At 70.2% G+C, this 23,014-nt stretch carries 19 protein-coding genes, 1 tRNA gene and 1 pseudogene; 18 read left to right on the top strand and 3 right to left on the bottom strand.

All coding sequences use genetic code 11. The features are described 5' to 3' along the window. Positions 1 to 24 precede the first annotated feature (24 nt). Positions 25 to 429 carry a hypothetical protein gene (locus ACFJGV_RS02235; protein ID WP_378146510.1) on the bottom strand — a complete coding sequence of 135 codons (405 nt, stop codon included), beginning with the start codon at positions 427 to 429 and terminating at the stop codon, positions 25 to 27. A gap of 113 nt (positions 430 to 542) precedes the next feature. On the opposite strand from ACFJGV_RS02235, the gene rpe reads away from it, so the two are divergent. The 16 genes and pseudogenes from rpe to ACFJGV_RS02155 all read left to right on the top strand — a co-directional run bounded on the left by rpe (position 543) and on the right by ACFJGV_RS02155 (position 18,671). Continuing rightward, positions 543 to 1,208 (top strand): ribulose-phosphate 3-epimerase, encoded by a 666-nt coding sequence (gene rpe / locus ACFJGV_RS02230; protein WP_378146509.1) that lies wholly within the window; start codon positions 543 to 545, stop codon positions 1,206 to 1,208. Between the two features lie 12 nt (positions 1,209 to 1,220). After that, the gene (locus ACFJGV_RS02225; protein ID WP_378146508.1) at positions 1,221 to 1,484 is read left to right on the top strand and encodes a phosphoribosyl-ATP diphosphatase; all 264 of its coding nucleotides are present in this window, start codon (positions 1,221 to 1,223) and stop codon (positions 1,482 to 1,484) included. Between the two features lie 71 nt (positions 1,485 to 1,555). Further along, on the top strand, positions 1,556 to 2,395 hold the full coding sequence (hisG, locus tag ACFJGV_RS02220; protein ID WP_378146507.1) for an ATP phosphoribosyltransferase: 840 nt from the start codon (positions 1,556 to 1,558) through the stop codon (positions 2,393 to 2,395). Further along, positions 2,395 to 3,156, top strand: coding sequence for an imidazole glycerol phosphate synthase subunit HisF (gene hisF, locus ACFJGV_RS02215; protein ID WP_378146505.1), 762 nt, complete (start codon positions 2,395 to 2,397; stop codon positions 3,154 to 3,156). The genes hisG and hisF overlap by 1 nt, the downstream gene beginning before the upstream one ends. After that, a pseudogene (gene hisI, locus ACFJGV_RS02210) lies at positions 3,153 to 3,509 on the top strand (phosphoribosyl-AMP cyclohydrolase); the annotation flags it as partial. The gene hisF and the pseudogene hisI, both read left to right, overlap by 4 nt. Before the next feature lie 10 nt (positions 3,510 to 3,519). After that, positions 3,520 to 5,034 carry an anthranilate synthase component I gene (locus ACFJGV_RS02205; RefSeq protein WP_378146503.1) on the top strand — a complete coding sequence of 505 codons (1,515 nt, stop codon included), beginning with the start codon at positions 3,520 to 3,522 and terminating at the stop codon, positions 5,032 to 5,034. Next, on the top strand, positions 5,034 to 5,765 hold the full coding sequence (locus tag ACFJGV_RS02200) for a Trp biosynthesis-associated membrane protein (RefSeq protein WP_378146501.1): 732 nt from the start codon (positions 5,034 to 5,036) through the stop codon (positions 5,763 to 5,765). Before ACFJGV_RS02205 ends, ACFJGV_RS02200 begins: the two co-directional genes overlap by 1 nt. An 88-nt stretch (positions 5,766 to 5,853) precedes the next feature. Further along, positions 5,854 to 6,084 carry a DUF6704 family protein gene (locus ACFJGV_RS02195; RefSeq protein WP_378146499.1) on the top strand — a complete coding sequence of 77 codons (231 nt, stop codon included), beginning with the start codon at positions 5,854 to 5,856 and terminating at the stop codon, positions 6,082 to 6,084. A 5-nt stretch (positions 6,085 to 6,089) separates the two neighbouring features. Next, entirely contained in the window at positions 6,090 to 6,863 is a 774-nt protein-coding gene (trpC, locus tag ACFJGV_RS02190) for an indole-3-glycerol phosphate synthase TrpC (protein ID WP_378146497.1), read from the top strand. Beyond that, on the top strand, positions 6,860 to 8,092 hold the full coding sequence (gene trpB / locus ACFJGV_RS02185) for a tryptophan synthase subunit beta (protein WP_378146496.1): 1,233 nt from the start codon (positions 6,860 to 6,862) through the stop codon (positions 8,090 to 8,092). Before trpC ends, trpB begins: the two co-directional genes overlap by 4 nt. Next, positions 8,089 to 8,877, top strand: a complete 789-nt coding sequence (trpA, locus tag ACFJGV_RS02180) for a tryptophan synthase subunit alpha (protein WP_378146494.1) — start codon at positions 8,089 to 8,091, stop codon at positions 8,875 to 8,877. Before trpB ends, trpA begins: the two co-directional genes overlap by 4 nt. A 131-nt stretch (positions 8,878 to 9,008) precedes the next feature. Beyond that, positions 9,009 to 10,031 (top strand): prolipoprotein diacylglyceryl transferase, encoded by a 1,023-nt coding sequence (lgt, locus tag ACFJGV_RS02175; protein WP_378146493.1) that lies wholly within the window; start codon positions 9,009 to 9,011, stop codon positions 10,029 to 10,031. Positions 10,032 to 10,172: 141 nt separating this feature from the next. Beyond that, on the top strand, positions 10,173 to 14,753 hold the full coding sequence (gltB, locus tag ACFJGV_RS02170) for a glutamate synthase large subunit (RefSeq protein ID WP_378146492.1): 4,581 nt from the start codon (positions 10,173 to 10,175) through the stop codon (positions 14,751 to 14,753). Continuing rightward, positions 14,746 to 16,200, top strand: coding sequence for a glutamate synthase subunit beta (locus tag ACFJGV_RS02165; RefSeq protein ID WP_378146490.1), 1,455 nt, complete (start codon positions 14,746 to 14,748; stop codon positions 16,198 to 16,200). The genes gltB and ACFJGV_RS02165 overlap by 8 nt, the downstream gene beginning before the upstream one ends. A gap of 78 nt (positions 16,201 to 16,278) precedes the next feature. Next, positions 16,279 to 17,721, top strand: a complete 1,443-nt coding sequence (gene pyk, locus ACFJGV_RS02160; protein ID WP_378146489.1) for a pyruvate kinase — start codon at positions 16,279 to 16,281, stop codon at positions 17,719 to 17,721. 188 nt (positions 17,722 to 17,909) lie between these two features. Further along, on the top strand, positions 17,910 to 18,671 hold the full coding sequence (locus tag ACFJGV_RS02155) for a hypothetical protein (protein WP_378146488.1): 762 nt from the start codon (positions 17,910 to 17,912) through the stop codon (positions 18,669 to 18,671). Positions 18,672 to 18,778: 107 nt separating this feature from the next. Here the strand turns inward: ACFJGV_RS02155 and ACFJGV_RS02150 are convergent. Continuing rightward, positions 18,779 to 18,861 (bottom strand) — tRNA-Leu (locus ACFJGV_RS02150). Between the two features lie 38 nt (positions 18,862 to 18,899). Here ACFJGV_RS02150 and ACFJGV_RS02145 point away from each other — a divergent pair. Next, on the top strand, positions 18,900 to 19,505 hold the full coding sequence (locus tag ACFJGV_RS02145) for an ANTAR domain-containing response regulator (protein WP_085019516.1): 606 nt from the start codon (positions 18,900 to 18,902) through the stop codon (positions 19,503 to 19,505). 108 nt (positions 19,506 to 19,613) lie between these two features. Here ACFJGV_RS02145 and ACFJGV_RS02140 read toward each other — a convergent pair whose 3' ends face one another. After that, the gene (locus tag ACFJGV_RS02140; RefSeq protein WP_378146485.1) at positions 19,614 to 20,048 is read right to left on the bottom strand and encodes a PaaI family thioesterase; all 435 of its coding nucleotides are present in this window, start codon (positions 20,046 to 20,048) and stop codon (positions 19,614 to 19,616) included. Positions 20,049 to 20,134: 86 nt separating this feature from the next. Between ACFJGV_RS02140 and polA the strand changes: the two genes are divergently transcribed. After that, complete coding sequence (polA, locus tag ACFJGV_RS02135) at positions 20,135 to 22,813, top strand: DNA polymerase I (RefSeq protein WP_378146484.1); 2,679 nt, start codon at positions 20,135 to 20,137, stop codon at positions 22,811 to 22,813. Positions 22,814 to 23,014 lie beyond the last annotated feature (201 nt).

The raw sequence follows: 23,014 nt of genomic DNA, 5'->3' as shown, positions 1-23,014 counted from the left end.
ACCGAATCCCAGGAGCCGACCTCCTCAGACCCTGACGACCTCGGCCACTCCCGCGCCCGTGCTCCTGAACTGACCGCGCACACGGACACGGCACTCCTCGAGAAGGGTGCCGCACACGTCGGCGTCGATGCTCGAGGGCGGCCGGCTGTCGTCGCCCTCGGGCTCCTCCCAGACCAGCGCGACCGTCGCCGCGCCGACCCGCGCAGCGGTGGCCGCGATGAACCGGGCGACCGGGCGGAGCACGCGGCGCGGGTCGCCGAGGGGGATGTCGTCGAGCGGGGTCATCACGGGGATGACGACGTCGTCGTCATCGAAGTACAGGACCCAGAGCTGTTCGCGCACCGCGACGCCGATGAGGTCGTCGAGGAAGCCGCGCAGCTCGTCGTCGGCCACGGGGAGGGAGGCGGGGGAGTCATCGAGAAGTGTCATGCCGATCATGGTGGGGGCGGAGCGCCGACCTCTCGGCCTCCGAGGGCAGATCTGTGGAGGGATCACCCCGGGCACCCGGACGTGCAGGAGTGGCGGCCAGCTAGGGTCGAAGCGTGACGCTCCGCATCAACCCCAGCATCCTGGCCTCCGACTTCGCGAACCTCGAAGCGGAGCTGGGCCGAATCGCGAACGCCGACATGGCGCACGTCGACGTGATGGACAACCACTTCGTGCCGAACCTCACACTCGGGCTGCCGATCGTGGCCCGGCTGCAGGAGGTGAGCCCGATCCCGCTCGACGTCCACCTCATGATCGACGACCCGGATCGCTGGGCGCCCGCCTACGCCGAGACCGGCGCCGCCTCGGTCACGTTCCACGCCGAGGCCGCAGCCGATCCCCTCGCCCTAGCCAGGGCGCTGCGCGACCGTGGCGCCCGGGCCGGGATGGCGATCAAGCCCGACACCGACGCGGAGCAGTACTTCGAGCTGCTGCCCGAGCTCGACATGCTCCTCGTGATGACGGTCGAGCCGGGCTTCGGCGGGCAGAGCTTCATCGAGTCGACCATGCCCAAGCTGCGCGCCCTCCGCACCGAGGCCGGGCGCCGCGACCTCGACATCTGGCTGCAGGTCGACGGCGGCATCAACGACGACACGATCGGGATCGCCGCCGAGGCCGGCGCCGACGTCTTCGTGGCCGGCTCGAGCGTGTTCGGCGCCGAGGTCGCGGCGGAGCAGATCGAGCGCCTCCGCGCTCTGGCCGGAGAGCACGCGCACTCCTAGTAGCCTTGTCGGGTGAAGACTTTCGACGAGCTGTTCCTCGAGCTCACCGACAAGGCGGCGACGCGCCCCGAGGGCTCGGGCACCGTCCGCGAGCTCGACGCCGGCGTGCACGCCATCGGCAAGAAGATCGTCGAAGAGGCCGCCGAGGTCTGGATGGCCGCCGAGTACCAGTCCGACGACGAGACGGCCGAGGAGATCTCGCAGCTGCTCTACCACCTGCAGGTGCTCATGGTCGCCAAGGGACTCTCCACGGAGGACGTGTACCGACATCTGTGATCGGCGGCCGCCCTCCCGGCGGCACGACCGCATCCGCGACTGACGTACACCCTCCAGCGAAAGACCTCACCATGCTCAAGATCGCCGTTCCCAACAAGGGCTCCCTGGCCGAGACCGCCGCGGGCATGCTCGCCGAGGCCGGCTACTCCGGCCGGCGCGACTCCCGCGAGCTCGTCTACACCGACGCCCGCAACGACGTCGAGTTCTTCTACCTCCGTCCCCGCGACATCGCCACCTACGTGGGATCGGGCGCCCTCGACGTGGGCATCACCGGCCGCGACCTGCTGCTCGACTCCGAGTCGAGCGCGCGGGAGGTCGCCGCGCTGTCGTTCGGCGACTCGACGTTCCGCTTCGCCCGACCCTCCGGCGCCGCCGTCGAGCTCGCCGACCTCTCCGGCCTCCGCGTCGCGACCAGCTATCCCGGGCTCGTCGGGGCCTTCCTCGCCGGTCACGGCATCACCACCACGCTCGTCAAGCTCGACGGCGCGGTCGAATCGGCGGTGCGGCTCGGTGTGGCGGATGCGGTGGCCGACGTCGTCTCCACCGGAGGCACGCTCCGCAAGGCCGGGCTCGAGATCTTCGGGCCGGTCATCCTCGAGTCGACCGCGGTGCTCATCTCGAACGGCACCGAGCACCCCGGCGCCGACACGCTGCTCCGTCGTCTTCAGGGAGTGCTGGTGGCCCGCGAGTACGTGCTCATGGACTACGACGTGCACCGCGACCACCTCGACGCCGCCATCGCACTGACGCCCGGCATCGAGTCGCCGACGCTCTCGCCGCTCGCCGACCCCGACTGGGTCGCCGTGCGCGCCATGGTGCCGCGCGCCGACACCAACCAGCTCATGGACGCCCTGTACGACGCCGGCGCCCGGGCCATCTTGGTCAGCGCCATCCACGCGGCGAGGATCTGATGTCGCTCGCCGTCCGCGTCATCCCCTGCCTCGACGTGGCCGGCGGCCGCGTCGTGAAGGGCGTCAACTTCGAGAACCTCCGCGACGCCGGCGATCCGGTCGAGCTGGCCGCCCTCTACGGCGAGCAGGGTGCCGACGAGATCACGTTCCTCGACGTCACGGCGACCGTCGACGAACGGGCCACGATGTACGACGTCGTGAGCAAGACCGCGGAGCAGGTCTTCATCCCGCTCACCGTCGGCGGCGGGGTCCGCAGCAACGACGACGTCGCACGGCTGCTCGCCAGCGGCGCCGACAAGGTGGGCGTGAACAGCGCCGCCATCGCGCGCCCTGGCCTCATCGACGAGATCGCCGACCGGTTCGGCGCGCAGGTGCTCGTGCTCTCGCTCGACGTCAAGCGATCCGAGCGCACCGAGTCGGGCTTCGTCGTGACCACGCACGGCGGTCGGCGCGAGACCGACCTCGACGCCCTCACCTGGGCGCGCGAGGCGATCGAGCGGGGCACCGGCGAGCTGCTGGTCAACTCCATCGACGCCGACGGCACGAAGGACGGGTTCGACCTCGAGCTGGTGCGCGCCATGCGCGAGCTCAGCTCCGTACCCGTCATCGCCTCGGGCGGGGCCGGGACGGCGCGGCACTTCGCCGAGGCCGTATCGGCAGGGGCGGATGCGGTGCTCGCCGCCTCGGTCTTCCATCTCAAGGAGATGACGGTGGCCGAGGTGAAGGACGAGCTGAGGAAGGACGGGGTGACCGTACGATGACCGAGATCGACACGACCGGCGTGCTCGAGCGCGCGACCTTCGACGCCGACGGGCTCCTGCCCGCTGTCATCCAGCAGTACGACACGGGCGAGGTGCTCATGCTCGGCTACATGAACGCGGAGGCCCTGCGTCGCACGCTGACGGAGGGCCGCACCACGTTCTGGTCGCGCTCGCGCCAGGAGTACTGGCGGAAGGGCGACACCTCGGGGCACGTGCAGTACGTGAAGTCGGCGGCCTTCGACTGCGACGCCGACACCCTCCTGGTGCAGGTCGACCAGATCGGCGCGGCATGCCACACCGGTGCCCGTCGATGCTTCGACGTCGACCCGCTCGAGGTCGTCGTCGGCGGAGCGGGGAGAGCGCATGACCTCCACCACGACGCGCGAGGAGTTCGACGCCCTCCGCCCGGCGCACCGGCTCATCCCCGTCATCCGCGAGCTCTTCGCCGACGGCGAGACCCCCGTGGGGCTCTACCGCAAGGTGGCCGACGGTCGACCCGGCACGTTCCTGCTCGAGTCGGCGGGGCAGGGCGGGGTCTGGTCGCGCTTCTCCTTCGTCGGCGCCTCGAGCTTCGGCCTGCTCACCGAGGAGGACGGCGCGGCGCACTGGATCGATCTCGGCCTCGACGTCGCCCGAGCGTTCCCCGACGGCATGCCCGAGGGTCCGATCGCGGCGCTCTCGGCCCTCTACACCCAGTGGCGGACGCCCGACCTCGAGGGTCACCCGCCCCTCACCGGCGGCCTCGTCGGATTCCTCGGCTGGGAGGCCGTGCGCCAGCTCGAGCACCTCCCGAACATCCCGCCGGCCGACTACCCGCTGCCCAGTCAGGGGCTCGCCTTCGTGTCGGAGCTCGTGGTCGTCGACCACCAGAGCGGAACGGTGCAGCTCATCGCCGCCGTGCTGAACGACGACCCGGACGCGGATGGCTGGGACGACGCGCAGGCCCGCCTCGACCGGCTGCAGGCCGCCGTCGCGCAGCCCGCCGAGGCCCGCCTCGACGAGGTCGACATGACCGTCGTCAGCGAGCCGGAGCGCCGCACCACGCAGGAGGACTTCCTCGCCGCGGTCGACGAGGCGAAGGAGTACATCCACGACGGCGACATCTTCCAGGTCGTCATCTCCCAGCGGTTCGACCTGGAGGTCACGGCGACCCCGCTCGACGTGTACCGCGTGCTCCGCACCCTCAACCCGAGCCCGTACCTCTACCTGCTCACGCTGGTCGACGCGTCCGGCGCGAGGTACGACATCGTCGGATCGAGCCCCGAGGCCCTGGTGAAGGTGCAGTCGGGGCGCGCCCACACGCATCCGATCGCCGGATCGCGGCCTCGCGGCCGCACCGCCCAGGACGACGTCGACCTCGAGCACGAGCTGCTCGGCGATGAGAAGGAGAAGGCCGAGCACCTGATGCTCGTCGACCTGGCCCGCAACGACCTGCTCAAGGTGTGCCGCGCCGACAGCGTCGAGGTCTCCGAGTTCATGCGGGTCGAGCGGTTCAGCCACATCATGCACATCGTCTCGAGCGTCGAGGGCGAGCTGCGCGACGGCGTCGACGCGATCGACGTCTTCCGGGCCACGTTCCCGGCGGGCACCCTCTCCGGTGCGCCCAAGCCCCGGGCTCTCGAGATCATCGACGAGCTCGAGCCCGCTCAGCGCGGCCTCTACGGGGGAGTCGTCGGGTACTTCGGCTTCGGCGGCGACGCCGATCTCGCGATCGCGATCCGCACCGCGACCATCCGCGACGGGGTGGCGCATGTGCAGGCGGGCGGCGGTCTCGTCGCCGACTCGGTGCCTCAGCTCGAGTTCGAGGAGTCGCAGAACAAGGCGGCCGCTCCGTTGCGCGCCGTGGCCGTCGCGAACGCGATGACCCGGGTGGTCTGATGACCGACCACGACGCGACGGCCTCCGAGACGGAGGCGGACGAGCCGCACGCCGACGCGGCTCTGAGCGCCGGTCGACGCATCAAGGTGCTGACGATCCTCGTCGTCCTGGTGGCCAGCGCGCTCGGCTTCCTCGCCTGGTCGCAGACGTGGTCGACGCTCCAGCTCTCCGGCAGCGAGTCGGTCGCCGCCACCATCACCGTCCCCGGCTCGGTGGCCGCTCCGGCGCTGTCGGCACTGTCGCTGGCCGGGATCGCCCTGGCCGGCGCGCTCGCCATCGCGGGCCCCGTGGTGCGTCTGGTGCTCGGCGTGCTCGAGCTGGTGCTCGGGGCGAGCGTGCTGTGGTCGTCGATCGCGGCGGCCACCGACCCGGTCGCCGCGGGCGCCTCGAGCGTCACCACGACCACGGGGGTCGCCGGCTCGAGCTCCGTGCGCTCGCTCATCACCGGCCACGACGCGACCCTCTGGCCCGCCGCCGCGATCGTCGCCGGCGCGCTCATGGTGATCGCCGGTCTCCTCGTCCTGGTCACGGTGCGACGCTGGCCCGCATCCGGACGCAAGTACCAGGCGGTCGTCTTCGAAGACGCCAGCGGCGCCCGGAGCACCGACCCCGGCGACTTCTTCGACGACGGCTCCACCGCGCCCGAGCCCAAGGCGACCCGACGTGAGCGGTCGGATGCGGCGGTCGACGACTGGGACGACCTCACCCGGGGCGACGACCCCACCCGCTGAGACGACCGTCGGACGCGGATCCCCGTCGAGGCCCCTCGACGTGCTCCCGCTAGACTGGGACGACTCCCCACGAGAAGGAATGCAACAGATGAGCGCAGAGATCGAAGAACCCGGCCACGGCAACTCTCCCGCCGCCTGGACCGCCGTCGTCGTGATGCTCGTCGGCTTCGCCGTCGGCACCGTCGCCTTCTTCTTCGCGATCGTCTGGCTCGTCTGGGCCGCGGTCGCGGTCGTCGTGGTCGGTGCGCTGCTGGGCTGGATCCTGTCCAAGGCCGGCTTCGGCGTCGGCGGTGCCCGGGTCGCGCAGAAGGGCCACTGACCGACGTGCTCGCCGAACTCGTAGCCGGAGCGCTCGAGGACGCGAGTCGGCGACAGGAGACCACGCCGCAGGCCGAGGTGGAGCGCCGTGCGCTCGCCGTGCCGCCGGCGCTCGACGCCCTGTCGTTCCTCGCTCCCGCTGAGCGCATCAAGGTCATCGCCGAGGTCAAGCGCGCGAGCCCGTCTCGCGGCGACCTCGCCGACATCGCCGATCCCGCGGCCCTCGCCGCCCTCTACGCGCAGGGCGGCGCCAGCGCGATCAGCGTGCTCACCGAGGGTCGTCGCTTCAAGGGATCGCTCGCCGATCTCGAGGCGGTCCGCGCGGTCGTCGACGTGCCGGTGCTCCGCAAGGACTTCATCGCCACCGAGTACCAGGTGCTCGAGGCGCGTGCCTCCGGCGCCGACCTCGTGCTCCTCATCGTCGCCGCCCTCGACCAGGAGACCCTGGCCCGTCTGCACGCGTTCATCCTCGAGCTCGGCATGACCCCGCTCGTCGAGACGCACGACGCCGCGGAGGTCTCCCGCGCCGCCGATCTGGGCGCTCGCCTGGTCGGGGTGAACGCCCGCAACCTGTCGACGTTCGAGCTCGACCGCGACCTGTTCGGCCGTCTGGTCGACAGGATCCCGGAGGGTGTCATCCGCGTCGCCGAGTCGGCGGTCAAGACCCCCGCCGACGTCGCCCACTACCGTTCCGCCGGAGCCGACGTCGTCCTCGTCGGCGAGGCCCTGGTCACCGGGGGAGACCCGGTCGCCGCCATCAAGGAGTTCACCGCCTCATGACCAGTCCAGAGGTCACGCCCTCACTCCGCAGCGAGGAGGGTCCGTTCTTCGGCGAGTTCGGGGGGCGCTTCATGCCCGAGTCGCTCATCGCGGCCCTCGACGAGCTCGACGAGGCGTACCAGACCGCCAAGCTCGACCCGCTCTTCCACGAGGAGCTCGCCGAGCTGCACCGCACGTACACGGGGCGTCCGTCGATCCTCACCGAGGTGCCGCGGTTCGCCAAGCACGCCGGCGGCGCCCGCATCATCCTGAAGCGCGAAGACCTGAACCACACCGGCTCGCACAAGATCAACAACGTCCTCGGCCAGGCGCTGCTCGCCAAGCGCCTCGGCAAGAAGCGCCTCATCGCGGAGACCGGCGCGGGCCAGCACGGCGTCGCCACCGCGACCGCCGCGGCCCTGTTCGGCATGGAGTGCGTCGTCTACATGGGCGAGGTCGACACCGAGCGCCAGGCGCTGAACGTGGCGCGGATGCGCCTCCTCGGCGCCGAGGTCATCCCGGTCACGACGGGCACACGCACCCTGAAGGACGCCCTCAACGAGGCGTTCCGCGACTGGGTCGCGAACGTCGAGTCGACGCACTACCTCATCGGCACGGTCGCCGGCCCGCACCCCTTCCCCGTCATGGTCCGCGACTTCGTCAAGGTCATCGGCGAGGAGGCCCGCGCCCAGATGATCGAGCTCACGGGCGGTCTTCCGGATGCGGTGGCCGCCTGCGTGGGCGGGGGATCGAACGCGATCGGCATCTTCCACGCCTTCCTCGACGACACGTCGGTGGGCCTCTACGGCTTCGAGGCCGCGGGACTCGGCGCCGACACCGACCGGCACGCCGCGACGATCACACGCGGTCGACCGGGCGTTCTCCACGGCTCCCGCAGCTTCGTGCTGCAGGACGAGGACGGCCAGACGGCGGAGTCGCACTCCATCTCGGCCGGGCTCGACTACCCGGGCGTCGGGCCGGAGCACGCCTGGCTCGCCTCGATCGGGCGCGCGGACTACCGTCCCATCACCGATGAGGCCGCGATGAGCGCGTTCCGTCTGCTGTGCACGACCGAGGGCATCATCCCGGCCATCGAGTCGGCGCACGCCCTCGCCGGCGCGATCGACCTCGGCCGCGAGCTCGGCCCGGAGGCGACGATCCTGGTGTCGCTCTCGGGACGCGGTGACAAGGACGTGGCGACCGCCGGCCGCTACTTCGACGTGCTCGACGAGGGGAGCGTCCAGTCATGACCGTCTCGCCCGTCCACGAGGCCATCGCCGCCGCCAAGCGCGACCGCGACGGCGCCCTGATCAGCTACCTCCCGGTGGGGTTCCCCGACCTCGACACGAGCGTCGACGCCGCCGTCGCGCTGGTCGAGAACGGCATCGACGTGCTCGAGCTGGGTCTGCCGTACTCCGATCCCGTGATGGACGGACCGGTCATCCAGGCGGCGACGCAGGTGGCCCTCGAGGGCGGCTTCCGCATCCGCGACGCCTTCACCGCCGTCGAGCGCATCCGCTCGCGGGTCGACGCGCCCGTGCTGCTCATGACGTACTGGAACCCCGTGGTGCAGTACGGCGTCGACCGCTTCGCCGACGACCTCGCCTCCGCCGGCGGCGCCGGGCTCATCACGCCCGACCTCACCGTCGACTCGGGCGCCGACTGGCTCGCCGCGAGCGACCGCACCGGTCTCGACCGGGTGTTCCTCGCGGCGCCCACCTCGACCGACAGCCGACTCCGCCTGGCCGTCGAGAACAGCCGCGGCTTCGTCTACACCGTGTCGACGATGGGCATCACCGGGGCCCGCGAAGACCTCGACGCCGCCGCCCGCACGCTCGTCGCGCGCCTCCGCGAGCAGGGCGCCGACTCGGCGTGCGTCGGCATCGGCGTCTCGACGGCCGAGCAGATCGCCGAGATCCTCACCTACGCCGACGGCGCCATCGTCGGGTCGGTGTTCGTCAAGGCTCTCGCCGACGGGGGAGTGCCGGCTCTGGCCGAGCTGGGCGCCCGCCTGGCCGCGGGCACCGGCCGCTAGGCGCTGCTCCGCCGAGCCCGTCCCGGGCCGACCCGAACGCGTCATCGCGCGCTCGGGGTCTGTCGCTAGAATCGTCGAGGTCGCGCGCACCGCGTGTCGGCCTGCCCGCGGAATGAAAGGTCACGCACCAGGTGCTCACACCGCTCAGCATCCCGAGCCCGCCCGTCGAGTGGCAGGGTCTCAACATCACGGCTTGGCTGTCGTCGACCTTCGGCTGGAACCTCCCGTTCACACTCGACATCCGCACGTACGCGCTGTGCATCCTCGTCGGGATCATCCTGGCGATCATGATCGCGTCGCGACGGCTCACCCGTCGCGGGGCCGAGCCGGGCGTCGTCCTCGACATCGTGCTCTGGTGCGTCCCGCTCGGCATCATCGGCGCGCGCGTCTGGCACGTGCTCACCCACCCCGGCGACTACTTCTACGACGGCGCCGACCCGTGGGAGGTCATCCGCATCGACCACGGCGGCATCGCAATCTTCGGCTCGCTCGTCGGCGGGGCCGTCGGCGCCTGGATCGGCTGCCGACTGTCCGGCATCCGCTTCTGGACCTTCGCCGACGCGATCGCCCCCGCGATGCTCGTCGCCCAGGCCGCCGGCCGCTTCGGCAACTACTTCAACCACGAGCTCTTCGGCCAGCCGACCACGCTGCCGTGGGGCCTCGAGATCGAGTTCAGCAACCCGGCGTTCCCCGCGGGACTCCCGGAGGGCACGCTGTTCCACCCCACGTTCCTCTACGAGATCATCTGGAACCTCCTCGGTGTGGCGGTCATCCTGCTCGTCGAGCGCAAGTTCCGCCTCCAGTGGGGCAAGCTCTTCGGCGTCTACCTCATCTGGTACGGCCTCGGCCGCTCGTACTTCGAGACGATCCGCGTCGATCCGAGCGAGATCATCCTCGGCGTCCGCTCCAACGTCTGGGGCGCCTGGCTCGCCATCCTGGTCGGCATCGTGATCATCGTCGTGCAGACCCGGCGGCACAAGGGTCTGGAGCCCAGCCCCTACCGCCCCGGAGCCGAGTGGGTACCGCCGTCGGCTGAGGTAGACTCGTCGAACACGTACACGGATGAAGAGCTCGAGGGCGAGGAGGCTCCCGCAGCCACCGAGAACGAGACGATCGAACCGAGCGCCACAAGTGAAGTCGGAGCGAAGTCCTGAGCCAGCCGCCCTCGGCAGGCCCGCAGACCGACCAGGTCCGACGAACGAGCACCCTGAGCACACTCGCCCAGGCCGCACCAGCACCACTCCTTGGGCCACCGGCGTCCCAGTTCCTTAGTCACACGTAGAGGACGGTTCTCTATGGCCGAACATCTCCAGCGCCCGCCCTTCAGCGCTCTTCCTTCTGCCCAGGGGCTCTACGACCCGCGCTCCGAGAAGGATGCGTGCGGTCTCGCGATGGTCGCCACGCTCCGCGGCACGCCGGGTCACGACATCATCGACACGGCGCTCGACGCACTCCGCAACCTCGAGCACCGCGGTGCCGTAGGGTCCGATGCGGGCACCGGCGACGGTGCGGGCATCCTCACCCAGATCCCCGACGCGTTCCTGCGCGCGGTGGCGGGCTTCGACCTGCCCGCCGTGGGCCGGTACGCCGTCGGCAACGCCTTCCTGCCCGTCGACGACGAGGCGCGCGAGGCCGTGATGGCCCGCTTCGCCGAGATCGCCGACGAGGAGGACCTCGACATCCTCGGCTGGCGCGACGTCCCGGTGCGCCCCGACGAGCTCGGCCGCCTCGCCCGGCAGGCCATGCCGGTCATCCGCCAGCTGTTCCTGCAGTCGCGCCGCACCACCCCGTCGGGCGCCTCGCTCTCCGACATCGCGCTCGACCGCCAGACGTACCGGCTGCGCAAGCGCGCCGAGCACGAGCTCGAGCTGTACTTCATGTCGCTGTCGTGCCGCACGATCACCTACAAGGGCATGGTCACCACGCTCCAGCTGGAGCCGTTCTACCCCGACCTCTCCGACGAGCGGTTCGCGTCGAAGCTCGCCCTGGTGCACTCGCGCTACTCCACCAACACGTTCCCGTCGTGGCCGCTCGCGCAGCCCCTGCGCATGATGGCGCACAACGGCGAGATCAACACCGTGCAGGGCAACCGCAACTGGATGCGCGCCCGTCAGTCGCAGCTGGAGTCGGAGGTCCTCGGCGACCTCGACCCGCTGTTCCCGATCGTCACTCCCGGGCTCTCCGACTCGGGCTCGTTCGACGAGACGCTCGAGCTGCTGACGCTGGCCGGCCGCTCGCTGCCTCACGCGGTGATGATGATGGTGCCCGAGGCCTGGGAGAACCAGACCGACTTCGACTCGGCCCGTCGCGACTTCTACGAGTACCACTCGATGCTCATGGAGCCGTGGGACGGCCCCGCCGCGCTCATCTTCACCGACGGCACGCTCGCGGGCGCCACGCTCGACCGCAACGGCCTGCGCCCCGGGCGCTACCTCATCACCGAGGACGGCCTGGTCGTGCTGGCGAGCGAGATCGGCGTCATGCCCGACGTCGACCCGTCGACCGTCGTCCGCAAGGGCCGGGTCCGGCCCGGCAAGATGTTCCTCGTCGACACGGCCGCGGGCCGCCTCATCGAGGACGACGAGATCAAGGCCGAGCTCGCGTCGGCCGAGCCCTACGGCGAGTGGCTCGCCGAGGGGCGCATCAACCTGCGCGACCTGCCCGAGCGCGAGCACATCGTGCACACCCCCGCCTCGGTGACCCGGCGTCAGCGCACCTTCGGCTACACCGAGGAGGAGGTGCGCATCCTCCTCACCCCGATGGCGAGGAATGCCGCCGAGCCCCTCGGCGCCATGGGATCCGACACCCCGATCGCCGTGCTGTCCGAGCGTCCGCGACTGCTCTTCGACTACTTCGCCCAGCAGTTCGCGCAGGTCACGAACCCGCCGCTCGACTCCATCCGCGAAGAGGTCGTCACGAGCCTGCGCCTGGGACTCGGCCCCGAGCGCAACCTGCTCGACGCGACCCCCGAGCACACCCGCCAGGTCGTGCTCGACTTCCCCGTGATCGACAACGACGAGCTGGCGAAGATCCAGCACATCGACCCGTCGCCCGGTTCGCGCCTGACCACGACGATCCGCGGCCTCTACCGCGTCGACGAGGGCCCTAAGGCGATGCAGAACCGCATCGCCGCGATGTGCGCCGAGGCCGATCGGGCCATCGACGAGGGCGCGCAGTTCATCGTGCTCTCCGACCGCGACTCGAACAAGGACCTCGCCCCCGTCCCGTCGCTGCTCATGCTCGCCGCGGTGCACCACCACCTCATCCGCCGCCAGACGCGGATGAAGGTGGGCATCATCGTCGAGGCCGGCGACGTCCGCGAGGTGCACCACGTGGCGCTCCTCATCGGCTACGGCGCCTCGGCGGTCAACCCGTACCTCGCCATGGAGACGGTCGAGAACCAGGTCCGCTCCGGTGTGATCACGGGCGTGACCCCCGAGAAGGCCGTCAAGAACCTGATCAAGGCGCTCGGCAAGGGGGTGCTCAAGATCATGTCGAAGATGGGCATCTCCACGGTGTCGTCGTACGCGGGCGCCCAGACCTTCGAGGCCGTGGGCCTCAGCCCGGAGTTCGTCGACGAGTACTTCACCGGCACGTCGTCGAAGCTCGGCGGCGTGGGCATCGACGTGATCGCCGCCGAGAGCGCCGCACGTCACCGCGCGGCCTATCCGGAGGACGGCGCGATCGTCGCTCACGAGCCGCTCGCCGTGGGCGGCGAGTACCAGTGGCGCCGCGAGGGTCCGCCGCACCTCTTCAACCCCGACACGGTGTTCCGGCTGCAGCACGCCACCCGCAACCGCCGGTACGACATCTTCCGCGAGTACACCAAGCTCGTCGACGACCAGGCCGAGAACCTCATGACCCTGCGCGGGCTGTTCAAGCTGCGCGCCGGGGCCCGCCCCGCCATCCCGATCGACGAGGTCGAGCCGGTGGAGTCGATCGTGAAGCGCTTCTCGACCGGGGCGATGAGCTACGGCTCGATCTCGAAGGAGGCGCACGAGACGCTCGCCATCGCGATGAACCGACTCGGCGCGAAGTCGAACACCGGCGAGGGCGGCGAGGACGTCGACCGCCTCCTCGACCCCACCCGTCGCAGCGCGATCAAGCAGGTCGCCTCCGGCCGCTTCGGTGTGACGAGCATGTACCTCACGCACGCCGACGACATCCAGATCAAGATGGCGCAGGGCGCGAAGCCCGGCGAGGGCGGTCAGCTGCCGCCGACGAAGGTGTACCCGTGGGTGGCGCGCACGCGTCACGCCACCGCCGGCGTGGGCCTCATCTCCCCGCCGCCGCACCACGACATCTACTCGATCGAAGACCTCAAGCAGCTGATCTTCGACGTCAAGCGCGCCAACCCGGCCGCACGCGTCCACGTGAAGCTGGTCAGCCAGAACGGCATCGGCGCGGTCGCGGCGGGAGTGACGAAGGCCCTCGCCGACGTCGTGCTCGTCTCGGGTCACGATGGGGGGACGGGTGCGAGCCCGCTCAACTCGCTCAAGCACGCCGGCACCCCCTGGGAGATCGGTCTCGCCGAGACGCAGCAGACGCTGATGCTCAACGGCATGCGCGATCGGGTCGTGGTGCAGGTCGACGGTCAGATGAAGACCGGCCGCGACGTCATCGTCGGCGCCCTGCTCGGCGCCGAGGAGTTCGGGTTCGCGACCGCGCCGCTCGTGGTGGAGGGCTGCATCCTGATGCGCGTCTGCCACCTCGACACCTGCCCGGTCGGCGTCGCGACGCAGAACCCCGAGCTGCGCGCCCGCTTCTCGGGCAAGCCCGAGTTCGTCGTGAACTTCTTCGAGTTCATCGCGCAGGAGGTGCGCGAGTACCTCGCCGAGCTCGGGTTCCGTTCGCTCGACGAGGCTGTGGGCCACCACGAGATGCTCGACGTCGACGCGGCGGTCGACCACTGGAAGGCCGACGGGCTCGACCTGTCGCCCATCCTGGCCGGCCCGGCGTTCGCCGACGACGAGCCGCGACGCCACGCCCGCAGCCAGGACCACGAGCTCGAGCACCACTTCGACGTCCGCCTCATCCACGAGGCGGAGCGCGCGCTCGACCACGGCGAGTCGGTCTCGATCGACCTGCCCATCCGCAACACGGAGCGGGCGGTCGGCACGATGCTCGGCCATGAGGTCACGAAGCGCTACGGCGAGCAGGGTCTGCCCGACGGCACCATCACGGTGACCCTGAAGGGATCGGCCGGGCAGTCGTTCGGCGCGTTCGTCCCGCACGGCATCACCCTGCGGCTCGAGGGCGACTCGAACGACTACGTCGGCAAGGGCCTGTCCGGCGGCCAGATCGTGCTGCGCCCCGACCGCCGGTCGGTCTTCCCCGCCGAGCGCAACGTCATCGCGGGCAACGTGATCGGCTACGGCGCCACGCAGGGCAGCATGTTCCTCCGCGGCATCGTGGGCGAGCGCTTCCTGGTGCGCAACTCGGGGGCCACCGCCGTCGTCGAGGGTGTGGGCGACCACGCGCTCGAGTACATGACGGGCGGCCTCGCCGTCATCCTCGGTCAGACCGGGCGCAACCTCGGCGCCGGCATGTCCGGCGGCACGGCCTACGTCTACGACCTCCGCGAGGAGCGCGTGAACGCCGATTCGCTGGCGTCGGGCGAGCTGCAGCTGCTGCCGCTCGGCGGCGCCGACATCGAGATCGTGCGCGACCTGCTCGAGCGTCACGTCGCCGAGACCGAGTCCGCCCTGGCGGCGCGGATGCTCGCCGACTTCGACACGACCGTGCAGAGGTTCATCAAGGTACTGCCGCGCGACTACGCCGCGGTGCTCGCCACACGCCAGACCGCCGTCGAAGAGGGGCTCGACCCCGACGGCGAGATCGTGTGGGGACGGATTCTGGAGGTGACAGGTGGCTGACCCGAAGGGCTTCCTGAAGGTACCCGAGCGCGAGCTCCCGCCCCGACGCCCGGTCTCGGTGCGTCTCATGGACTGGCGCGAGGTCTACGAGGACCAGGACCGCACCCAGCTGCGCCGCCAGGCCGGGCGCTGCATGGACTGCGGCATCCCGTTCTGCCACCACGGCTGCCCGCTGGGCAACCTCATCCCCGAGTGGAACGACCTCACCTGGCGCGACGAGGGCCGGCAGGCCATCGAGCGACTGCACGCGACCAACAACTTCCCGGAGTTCACCGGTCGCCTGTGTCCCGCGCCCTGCGAGAGCGCCTGCGTGCTGGGCATCAACCAGCCCGCCGTGACGATCAAGCAGGTCGAGGTCTCGATCATCGACCAGGCGTTCCAGAACGGATGGGTGCAGCCGCATCCGCCGCAGCGCCTCACCGGCAAGACGGTCGCCGTCGTCGGATCCGGCCCTGCGGGCCTCGCGGCGGCCCAGCAGCTCACCCGCGCCGGTCACACCGTCGCCGTGTACGAGCGCGACGACCGCATCGGCGGCCTGCTGCGCTACGGCATCCCGGACTTCAAGATGGAGAAGAAGCACCTCGAGGGGCGTCTGAACCAGATGATGGCCGAGGGCACGCGCTTCCGCGCCGGCATCGAGATCGGCAAGGACATCTCCTGGGACGACCTGCGCGCCCGCTACGACGCCGTCATCGTGTGCACCGGCGCGACCGTGCCGCGTGACCTCCCCATCCCGGGCCGCGACCTCGACGGTGTGCACTTCGCCATGGAGTACCTCGTCCAGCAGAACAAGGCGGGGGCAGGCGACGACCTGCTCGGCCAGATCACGGCCGAGGGCAAGCACGTGGTCGTGCTCGGCGGCGGCGACACCGGCGCCGACTGCATCGGCACCGCCCACCGCCAGGGCGCGCTCTCCGTCACGAACCTCGCCATCGGCAAGCAGCCGCCGAGCGAGCGCCCCGAGACGCAGCCGTGGCCGACCACCCCGAACCTGTTCGAGGTGGCCAGCGCTCACGAGGAGGGCGGTGAGCGCGTCTTCCTCGCCTCCACCGTCGAGTTCCTCTCGAACGACGCCGGCGAGGTGCGCGCGGTGCGCGTGGCCGAGACCGAGTACGTCGACGGTCGCCGTGTCCCGAAGGCCGGCACCGAGTACGAGATCCAGGCCGACCTCGTCCTCCTCGCCCTGGGCTTCACCGGGGCCGAGGAGGAGCACCTCGTCGGCCAGATCGGCACCCGCTTCGAGCGGGGTACCCTGACGCGCGACGGCGACTACCAGTCCAGCGTGCCCGGCGTCTTCGTCGCCGGCGACGCAGGCCGCGGCCAGTCGCTCATCGTGTGGGCCATCGCCGAGGGCCGTGCCGCGGCCTCCGCCGTCGACCGCTACCTCGAGGGAGAGACCGAGCTCCCGTTCCCCGTCAAGCCCACCGATCGCGCCATCGCGGTCTAGACCGTCCGGCCGCAGGCTCGACACCACCACCACCACACCTATTGCGCCGCGAGGCGCAGAAAGCGGAGCCACACCGATATGAGACGCGCGAAAATCGTCGCCACCCTCGGTCCCGCCACCTCCTCTTACGACACCATCCGGTCGATCATCGACTCGGGAGTCGACGTCGCCCGCATGAACCTGAGCCACGGCAGCTACGACGTGCACGAGGCGGTCTACGCCAACGTGCGCCAGGCCGCGGAGGACTCGGGGCGGGCCGTCGCCGTGCTGGTCGACCTCCAGGGCCCGAAGATCCGTCTGGGCCGGTTCGAGAACGGACCGTACGACCTCGCCGAGGGCGACCTGTTCACGATCACCACCGAGGACATCATCGGCAACAAGGAGATCTCCTCCACGACGTTCAAGGGCCTGCCCGACGACGTGAACCCCGGAGACCCCCTCCTCATCGACGACGGCAAGGTGGCGCTGCGCGTCATCGAGACCGACGGTGTGCGCGTGCGCACCCGCGTCGAGGTGCCGGGAGCCGTGTCCAACAACAAGGGCATCAACCTGCCCGGTGTCGCGGTCAACGTGCCCGCGATGAGCGAGAAGGACATCGCCGACCTGCGCTGGGGCCTCGGTCTCGGCGCCGACTACATCGCCCTCTCGTTCGTGCGCAACGCCGCCGACATTGAGGACGTCCACAAGATCATGGACGAGGAGGGCCGCCGGGTCCCCGTCATCGCCAAGATCGAGAAGCCCCAGGCGGTCGACAACCTCGAGGAGATCATCGACGCCTTCGACGGAATCATGGTCGCCCGCGGCGACCTCGGCGTCGAGCTTCCGCTCGAGGCCGTCCCGATCGTGCAGAAGCGCGCGGTCGAGCTGTGCCGCCGGATGGCGAAGCCCGTCATCGTCGCCACGCAGGTGCTCGAGTCGATGATCTCGAGCCCGCGCCCCACCCGCGCGGAGGCCTCCGACTGCGCCAACGCCGTCCTCGACGGCACCGACGCGGTCATGCTCTCGGGCGAGACCAGCGTCGGCGAGTTCCCGGTGATCACCGTCCAGACCATGGCGCGCATCATCGAGTCGACCGAGGACCACGGCCTCGAGCGCATCCAGCCGCTCGGCACCAAGCCCCGCACGCAGGGCGGCGCGATCACCCTCGCTGCGGCCGAGGTGGCCGACTTCGTCGACGCGAAGTACCTCTGCGTCTTCACCGAGTCGGGCGACTCGGTGCGCCGCATGACCCGTCTGCGCTCAAGCATCCCGGTGCTCGGGTTCACCCCCGCACCCGCCATCCGGAATCGCATGGCGCTCACCTGGGGCGTGCAGTCCTACCTGGTGCCCCGCGCGACCCACACCGACGAGATGATGGTGCAGGTCGACGACATCCTGCTGGGCCTCGGGAAGGCGCAGATCGGCGACAAGGTCATCGTCATCTCCGGGTCCCCTCCCGGGGTCGCCGGTTCCACCAACGACATGCGCGTGCACGTCGTCGGGTCGGCGCACAACCCGCTGGAGCCCGCCCACATGGACTGACCCCGAACGGGGCTGACCAACCTCAGGATTAGGCCAGGATTCGATCAGGAGTTGATCGGGTCCTGGCCTTTTCCGTGGCGTCGCGGGGGCCGACTGCTACTTTCGGGGTTCCGGAAGCACCCCCTCGACGCATCCAGCGCCGGGCGGCGGACGTGCTCCGATCCGACCTCGATCGAAGGTGAACTGTCATGCCCTCCAAGCGCTTCACGGTGCGAGCCCTCGCCGTCGGTGCCGCGGTCGCGACCGTGGTCGCGCTCTCCGGCTGCTCGACGGTCATGCCGCTGTTCGGCCTCCAGGCGGCGCCCACCGATCCGAACTCCGCCGCCGGCGCCAAGGCGTCCGAGGCGGATGCGACCACCGACAACTCGCTCCAGTTCGCGTCGGTCTTCACCGACATGGGCTCCGTGCACCCCACGACGGACATCACCGACCAGCTCGAGCTGAAGCTCGACGTCTGGACCGAGCAGAAGACCCACGACTGGTTCTACGACGCCGACAAGCGCTTCTCGTTCGTCATCGGCGTCTACGACAACCGCGTGCCCGCCGAGGCGCCCTTCGACCAGAAGCGCCGCGTGTACATGTCGAACATCACGGTCACCGCCAAGACCAGCACCGCCAGCGGAACGGTCGAGACGCCCTACGTGCTCAACACCGACCCGCTGAAGGTCACCCTCGACCCCGAGGCCCTGCGATCCGATCAGGGCCTCGGCCTCCTCATCACCTCACCCAAGGGCGGGTTCCAGCTCGAGTCGCAGCAGATCGGCGTGCTCGCCCCCGACACGCAGGGGCTCATGCTCGACTTCGCGCTGCAGGTCTCGTTCGAGACCGCGCCGGGATCGAACGCCTACACCACCCAGGTGGTGCACCAGTACGTGCCCGTCGCGATCTTCGCCCACACCACGTCGACGTCGACCCCCACCCCGACGCCGACGCCCATCCCGATCGGCTAGCGCGCTTCCCCTCGCGCTCTCGGGATCCACGGGGTCGTACCGTTCACAGCACGGTGCGGCCCCGTTCTCGTGTTTGCCGCGGGTGCCGGGCGACGTCGTTCGCACGGTACCGATGGTGGGACTCGAACCCACACGCCCTCACGGACAGCGCATTTTGAGTGCGCCGCGTCTGCCATTCCGCCACATCGGCTTGCGTCGACCGGAGTCAGAATATCGTAGGGTTGGACTGTGAGTGACCAAGCATCCACGTCGTCGGCGCCCCGGCGCGTCGTCGTCGCCGAAGACGAGTCCCTGATCCGCCTCGACATCGTGGAGATCCTCCGCGACAACGGCTTCGAGGTCGTGGGGGAGGCCGGCGACGGCGAGACCGCCGTGGCGCTGGCCACCGAGCTGCGTCCCGACCTCGTCGTCATGGACGTCAAGATGCCCCAGCTCGACGGCATCTCCGCGGCCGAGCGCCTCACCAAGGACCACATCGCGCCCGTCGTCCTCCTCACAGCGTTCAGCCAGAAGGAGCTCGTGGAGCGCGCCACCGAGGCGGGCGCCCTCGCCTACGTCGTCAAGCCGTTCACCCCGAACGACCTGCTCCCCGCGATCGAGATCGCTCTGGCCCGCTACGCGCAGATCATCGCGCTCGAGGCCGAGGTCAGCGACCTCGTCGAGCGCTTCGAGACCCGCAAGCTCGTCGATCGGGCCAAGGGCCTGCTCAACGAGAAGATGGGGCTGTCCGAGCCCGAGGCCTTCCGCTGGATCCAGAAGGCGTCGATGGACCGTCGCCTCACCATGCACGACGTCGCCCAGGCGATCATCGAGCAGCTAGCCCCCAAGAAGTAGCGTCTTCCACCTCCGTTTCGCCACCTTTTTGGCTCTTCGCCACGCTCATGCGTGTGGCGAAACGCCAGGAGTGTGGCGAAACGCGTTTCCGGGGCCGGCGGCCGCGCGCTAGCGCTCGTCGCGGATGAAGTTCGTGATGCGCACCGTGGAGAGCAGGCGACCCGCCTCATCCGTGATCTCGATCTGGTGCGTGGTGAGCGTGCGGCCGAGCTTGAGCGCCCGGCAGGTGCCGGTGACGATGCCCGTGCGGGCGGAGCCGCTGTGCGAGGCGTTCACCTCGATGCCCATGGCGACGCGCCCGGGGCCCGCGTAGAGGTTCGCCGCGATCGACCCCATCGACTCGGCGAGCACCACGTACGCGCCGCCGTGCACGATGCCGTACGGCTGCCGGTTGCCCTCGGCGGGCATCGTCGCCACCGAGTGCTCGGGGGTGAGCTCGAGGAACTCGATGCCCATCTTCTCGGCGAGCTCGCCGACGCCTCGATGGCCGAGCACGGCGTGCACGTCGATCGGCTCGGGAGCAGCGGATCCGGTGGTCGACATCGTCGTTCAACTCGCTTTCGCGGCCTCATCGAACGGCCCGCACGGGCGCCCGCGGGCCTGTCAGAGGTGCTGTGTAGGCTTTCCGTGTGCCGGACAAGAAGCAGCCTACCCTCCTCCTGATCGACGGTCATTCGCTGGCGTTCCGCGCCTTCTACGCGCTCCCCGTCGACAGCTTCCAGACCAGGGACGGGCAGCACACCAACGCCGTGCACGGGTTCCTCTCGATGCTCCTGATGCTGCTGCGCAACGAGCAGCCGACCCACATCGCGGTTGCCTTCGACGTCTCCCGTGCCTCGTTCCGCACCCGCGAGTACGCCGAGTACAAGGGCACCCGGGGCGAGACGCCGAGCGAGTTCGGCGGCCAGATCCCCCTCCTCAAGGAGGCGCTCCACACCCTCGGCATCACGACGATCGAGAAGGAGGACTTCGAGGCCGACGACATCCTCGCCACCCTCGCCACGCAGGGCGCCGGGTCCGGCTTCAAGGTGCTCGTCGTCTCCGGTGACCGCGACACCATCCAGCTCGTCACCCCGCAGGTCACCCTGCTCTACCCCTCACGCCAGGGCGTCAGCGACCTCACCACCTACGACGAGGCGAAGGTCTTCGACAAGTACGGCATCCGTCCCGATCAGTACCCCGAGATCGCGGCGCTCGTGGGCGAGACGAGCGACAACCTGCCCGGCATCCCCAAGGTGGGCGAGAAGACGGCGCTCAAGTGGCTGCAGCAGTACGGCAGCCTCGACGGCATCCTCGAGCACCGCGACGAGATCAAGGGCGTCGTGGGGCAGAACCTGCGCGACCACGCCGAGAACGCGATCCGCAACCGTCGGCTCAACGCGCTCATCCGCGACGTCGAGCTGCCCGTGGTCCCCGAAGACCTGCCGCGGAGGGCCATCGACGAGGAGGCCATGCGCGACCTCTTCGGTCGGCTCGAGTTCCGCACCCTGCTCGACCGGGTGCTGAAGCAGGAGGGCCTCGACGGGTCCGAGGTCGGTCGCGCCGCCGAGGCGCGGGCGGCGGCCGAGGCGCCGAAGGCGCCCACCGCCCTCACCCTCCTCGACGACGAGCTCGAGGCCTGGCTCGCCCGCACGACCGCGGCGAATCCCGGCGGTCTCGCCGTGCAGCTCGAGACCATCGATGGGCTGCCGATCACCATCGCCGTGGCGACGGAGGACGAGAGCCTGTCTCTGCCCTGGAGCGCCGGCCGCCCCGGATACGCGCCGCTCGAGCGGTGGCTGGCGTCCGATGCGCCCAAGCTGATGCACGGCGCCAAGCCGCAGCTCAAGGCGCTCAGCCGAGCCGGGCTCGCCTTCGCCGGCCTCGCCTTCGACTGCGAGATCGCCGCGTGGCTGGTGCGCCCCGACTCGTCGGGCGACCGCTCCCTGGCGAAGCTCGTCGACCGCCAGCTGGGCGAACAGCTGCCGGCGGGCGACCCGAACCAGCTCGTGCCCGTCAGCGACACCGAGCTCGGGGTCTCGGGAGAGGCCTGGTTCGTCGGGCGTCTCGCTCGCCACATGCGCGACTCGCTCGACGAGCGCACGCTGCGTGTGCTCACCGAGATCGAGCTGCCCGTGCTCTCGGTGCTCGCCTCGATGGAGCTCACCGGGGTGACCGTGAGCCACACCGAGCTCACCGAGCTGTCGACCGAGCTCACGGTGCGCGCGAACGACATCGCCACCGAGGCGTTCGGGATCATCGGCCGCGAGATCAACCTCGGCTCGCCGAAGCAGATCCAGGAGGTGCTCTTCGACCAGCTCGACATGCCGAAGACCCGCTCCACCAAGACGGGGTACTCCACCGACGCCGGCGCCCTCGCCGACCTCCAGGACAGCCATCCGCATCCGTTCCTCGGCCTGCTGCTCGCGCACCGCGACGCGACGAAGCTGAAGCAGATCATCGAGTCGGTCGACAAGGCGATCGCCTCCGACCAGCGGGTGCACACCACCTACGTGCAGACCGGATCGAGCACGGGTCGCATCTCCTCGACCGACCCCAACCTGCAGAACATCCCGATCCGCGCCGAGGAGGGCCGCCGCATCCGCAAGGCCTTCACCGTCGGCACCGGGTACGAGTCGCTGCTCACCGCCGACTACTCGCAGATCGAGATGCGGATCATGGCGCACCTCTCGGGCGACCAGGGTCTCATCGACGCGTTCCACTCCGGAGAGGACCTCCACCGCTTCGTCGGATCGCGGGTGTTCTCGGTCGATCCGGCGGATGTGACACCGGCGATGCGCACGAAGGTCAAGGCCATGTCGTACGGGCTGGCGTACGGGCTCAGCGCGTTCGGGCTGTCGAAGCAGCTTCGCATCGAGACCGCCGAGGCGAAGCAGCTCATGGGCGACTACTTCGAGCGCTTCGGCGGCGTGCGCGACTACCTCCGCAACGTGGTCGTTCAGGCCAAGATCGACGGCTACACCGAGACCATCTTCGGTCGCCGACGCCCGTTCGCGAACCTGAACAGCAACAACCGCGTCCTCCGCGACAACGACGAGCGCGCTGCGCTCAACGCGCCCATCCAGGGCAGCGCGGCCGACATCATCAAGATCGCGATGGTCGACATCGCCGCCGACATCGCCTCTCAGGGGCTCGCGTCGAAGATGCTGCTGCAGGTGCACGACGAGCTCGTCTTCGACGTCGCGGCCGGGGAGTGGGACGCGCTCTCCTCGATCGTCACGACGCGCATGGCCGGCGCCGCCACCCTCTCCGTGCCCCTCGAGGTCCAGGTCGGCCGCGGCCCCAACTGGGACTCCGCCGCGCACTAGTTCGTCTGGGGCGCCGCCGCCCCTGCGGCGCCCGGTGCGACTTTCCGCCCATGCTCGCGTTGCGCCGCCCTCGGGCGCGGCAAGTGACGTCACGCCGCCACTTGCCGCGCTGCGCGTGGCGCCGCGGTGTCTTCGGGCGACGCTCGTCACGGAACACGGGCAAGCTCCCCGCAATACGGGGGGTCGGCGTATCTCGTGATG

The sequence above is a fragment of the Cnuibacter sp. UC19_7 genome (genome assembly GCF_042699995.1).
In the GTDB taxonomy this organism is placed as follows: Bacteria; Actinomycetota; Actinomycetes; order Actinomycetales; family Microbacteriaceae; genus Cnuibacter.
This window is presented reverse-complemented; position numbering and strand designations above follow the sequence as displayed.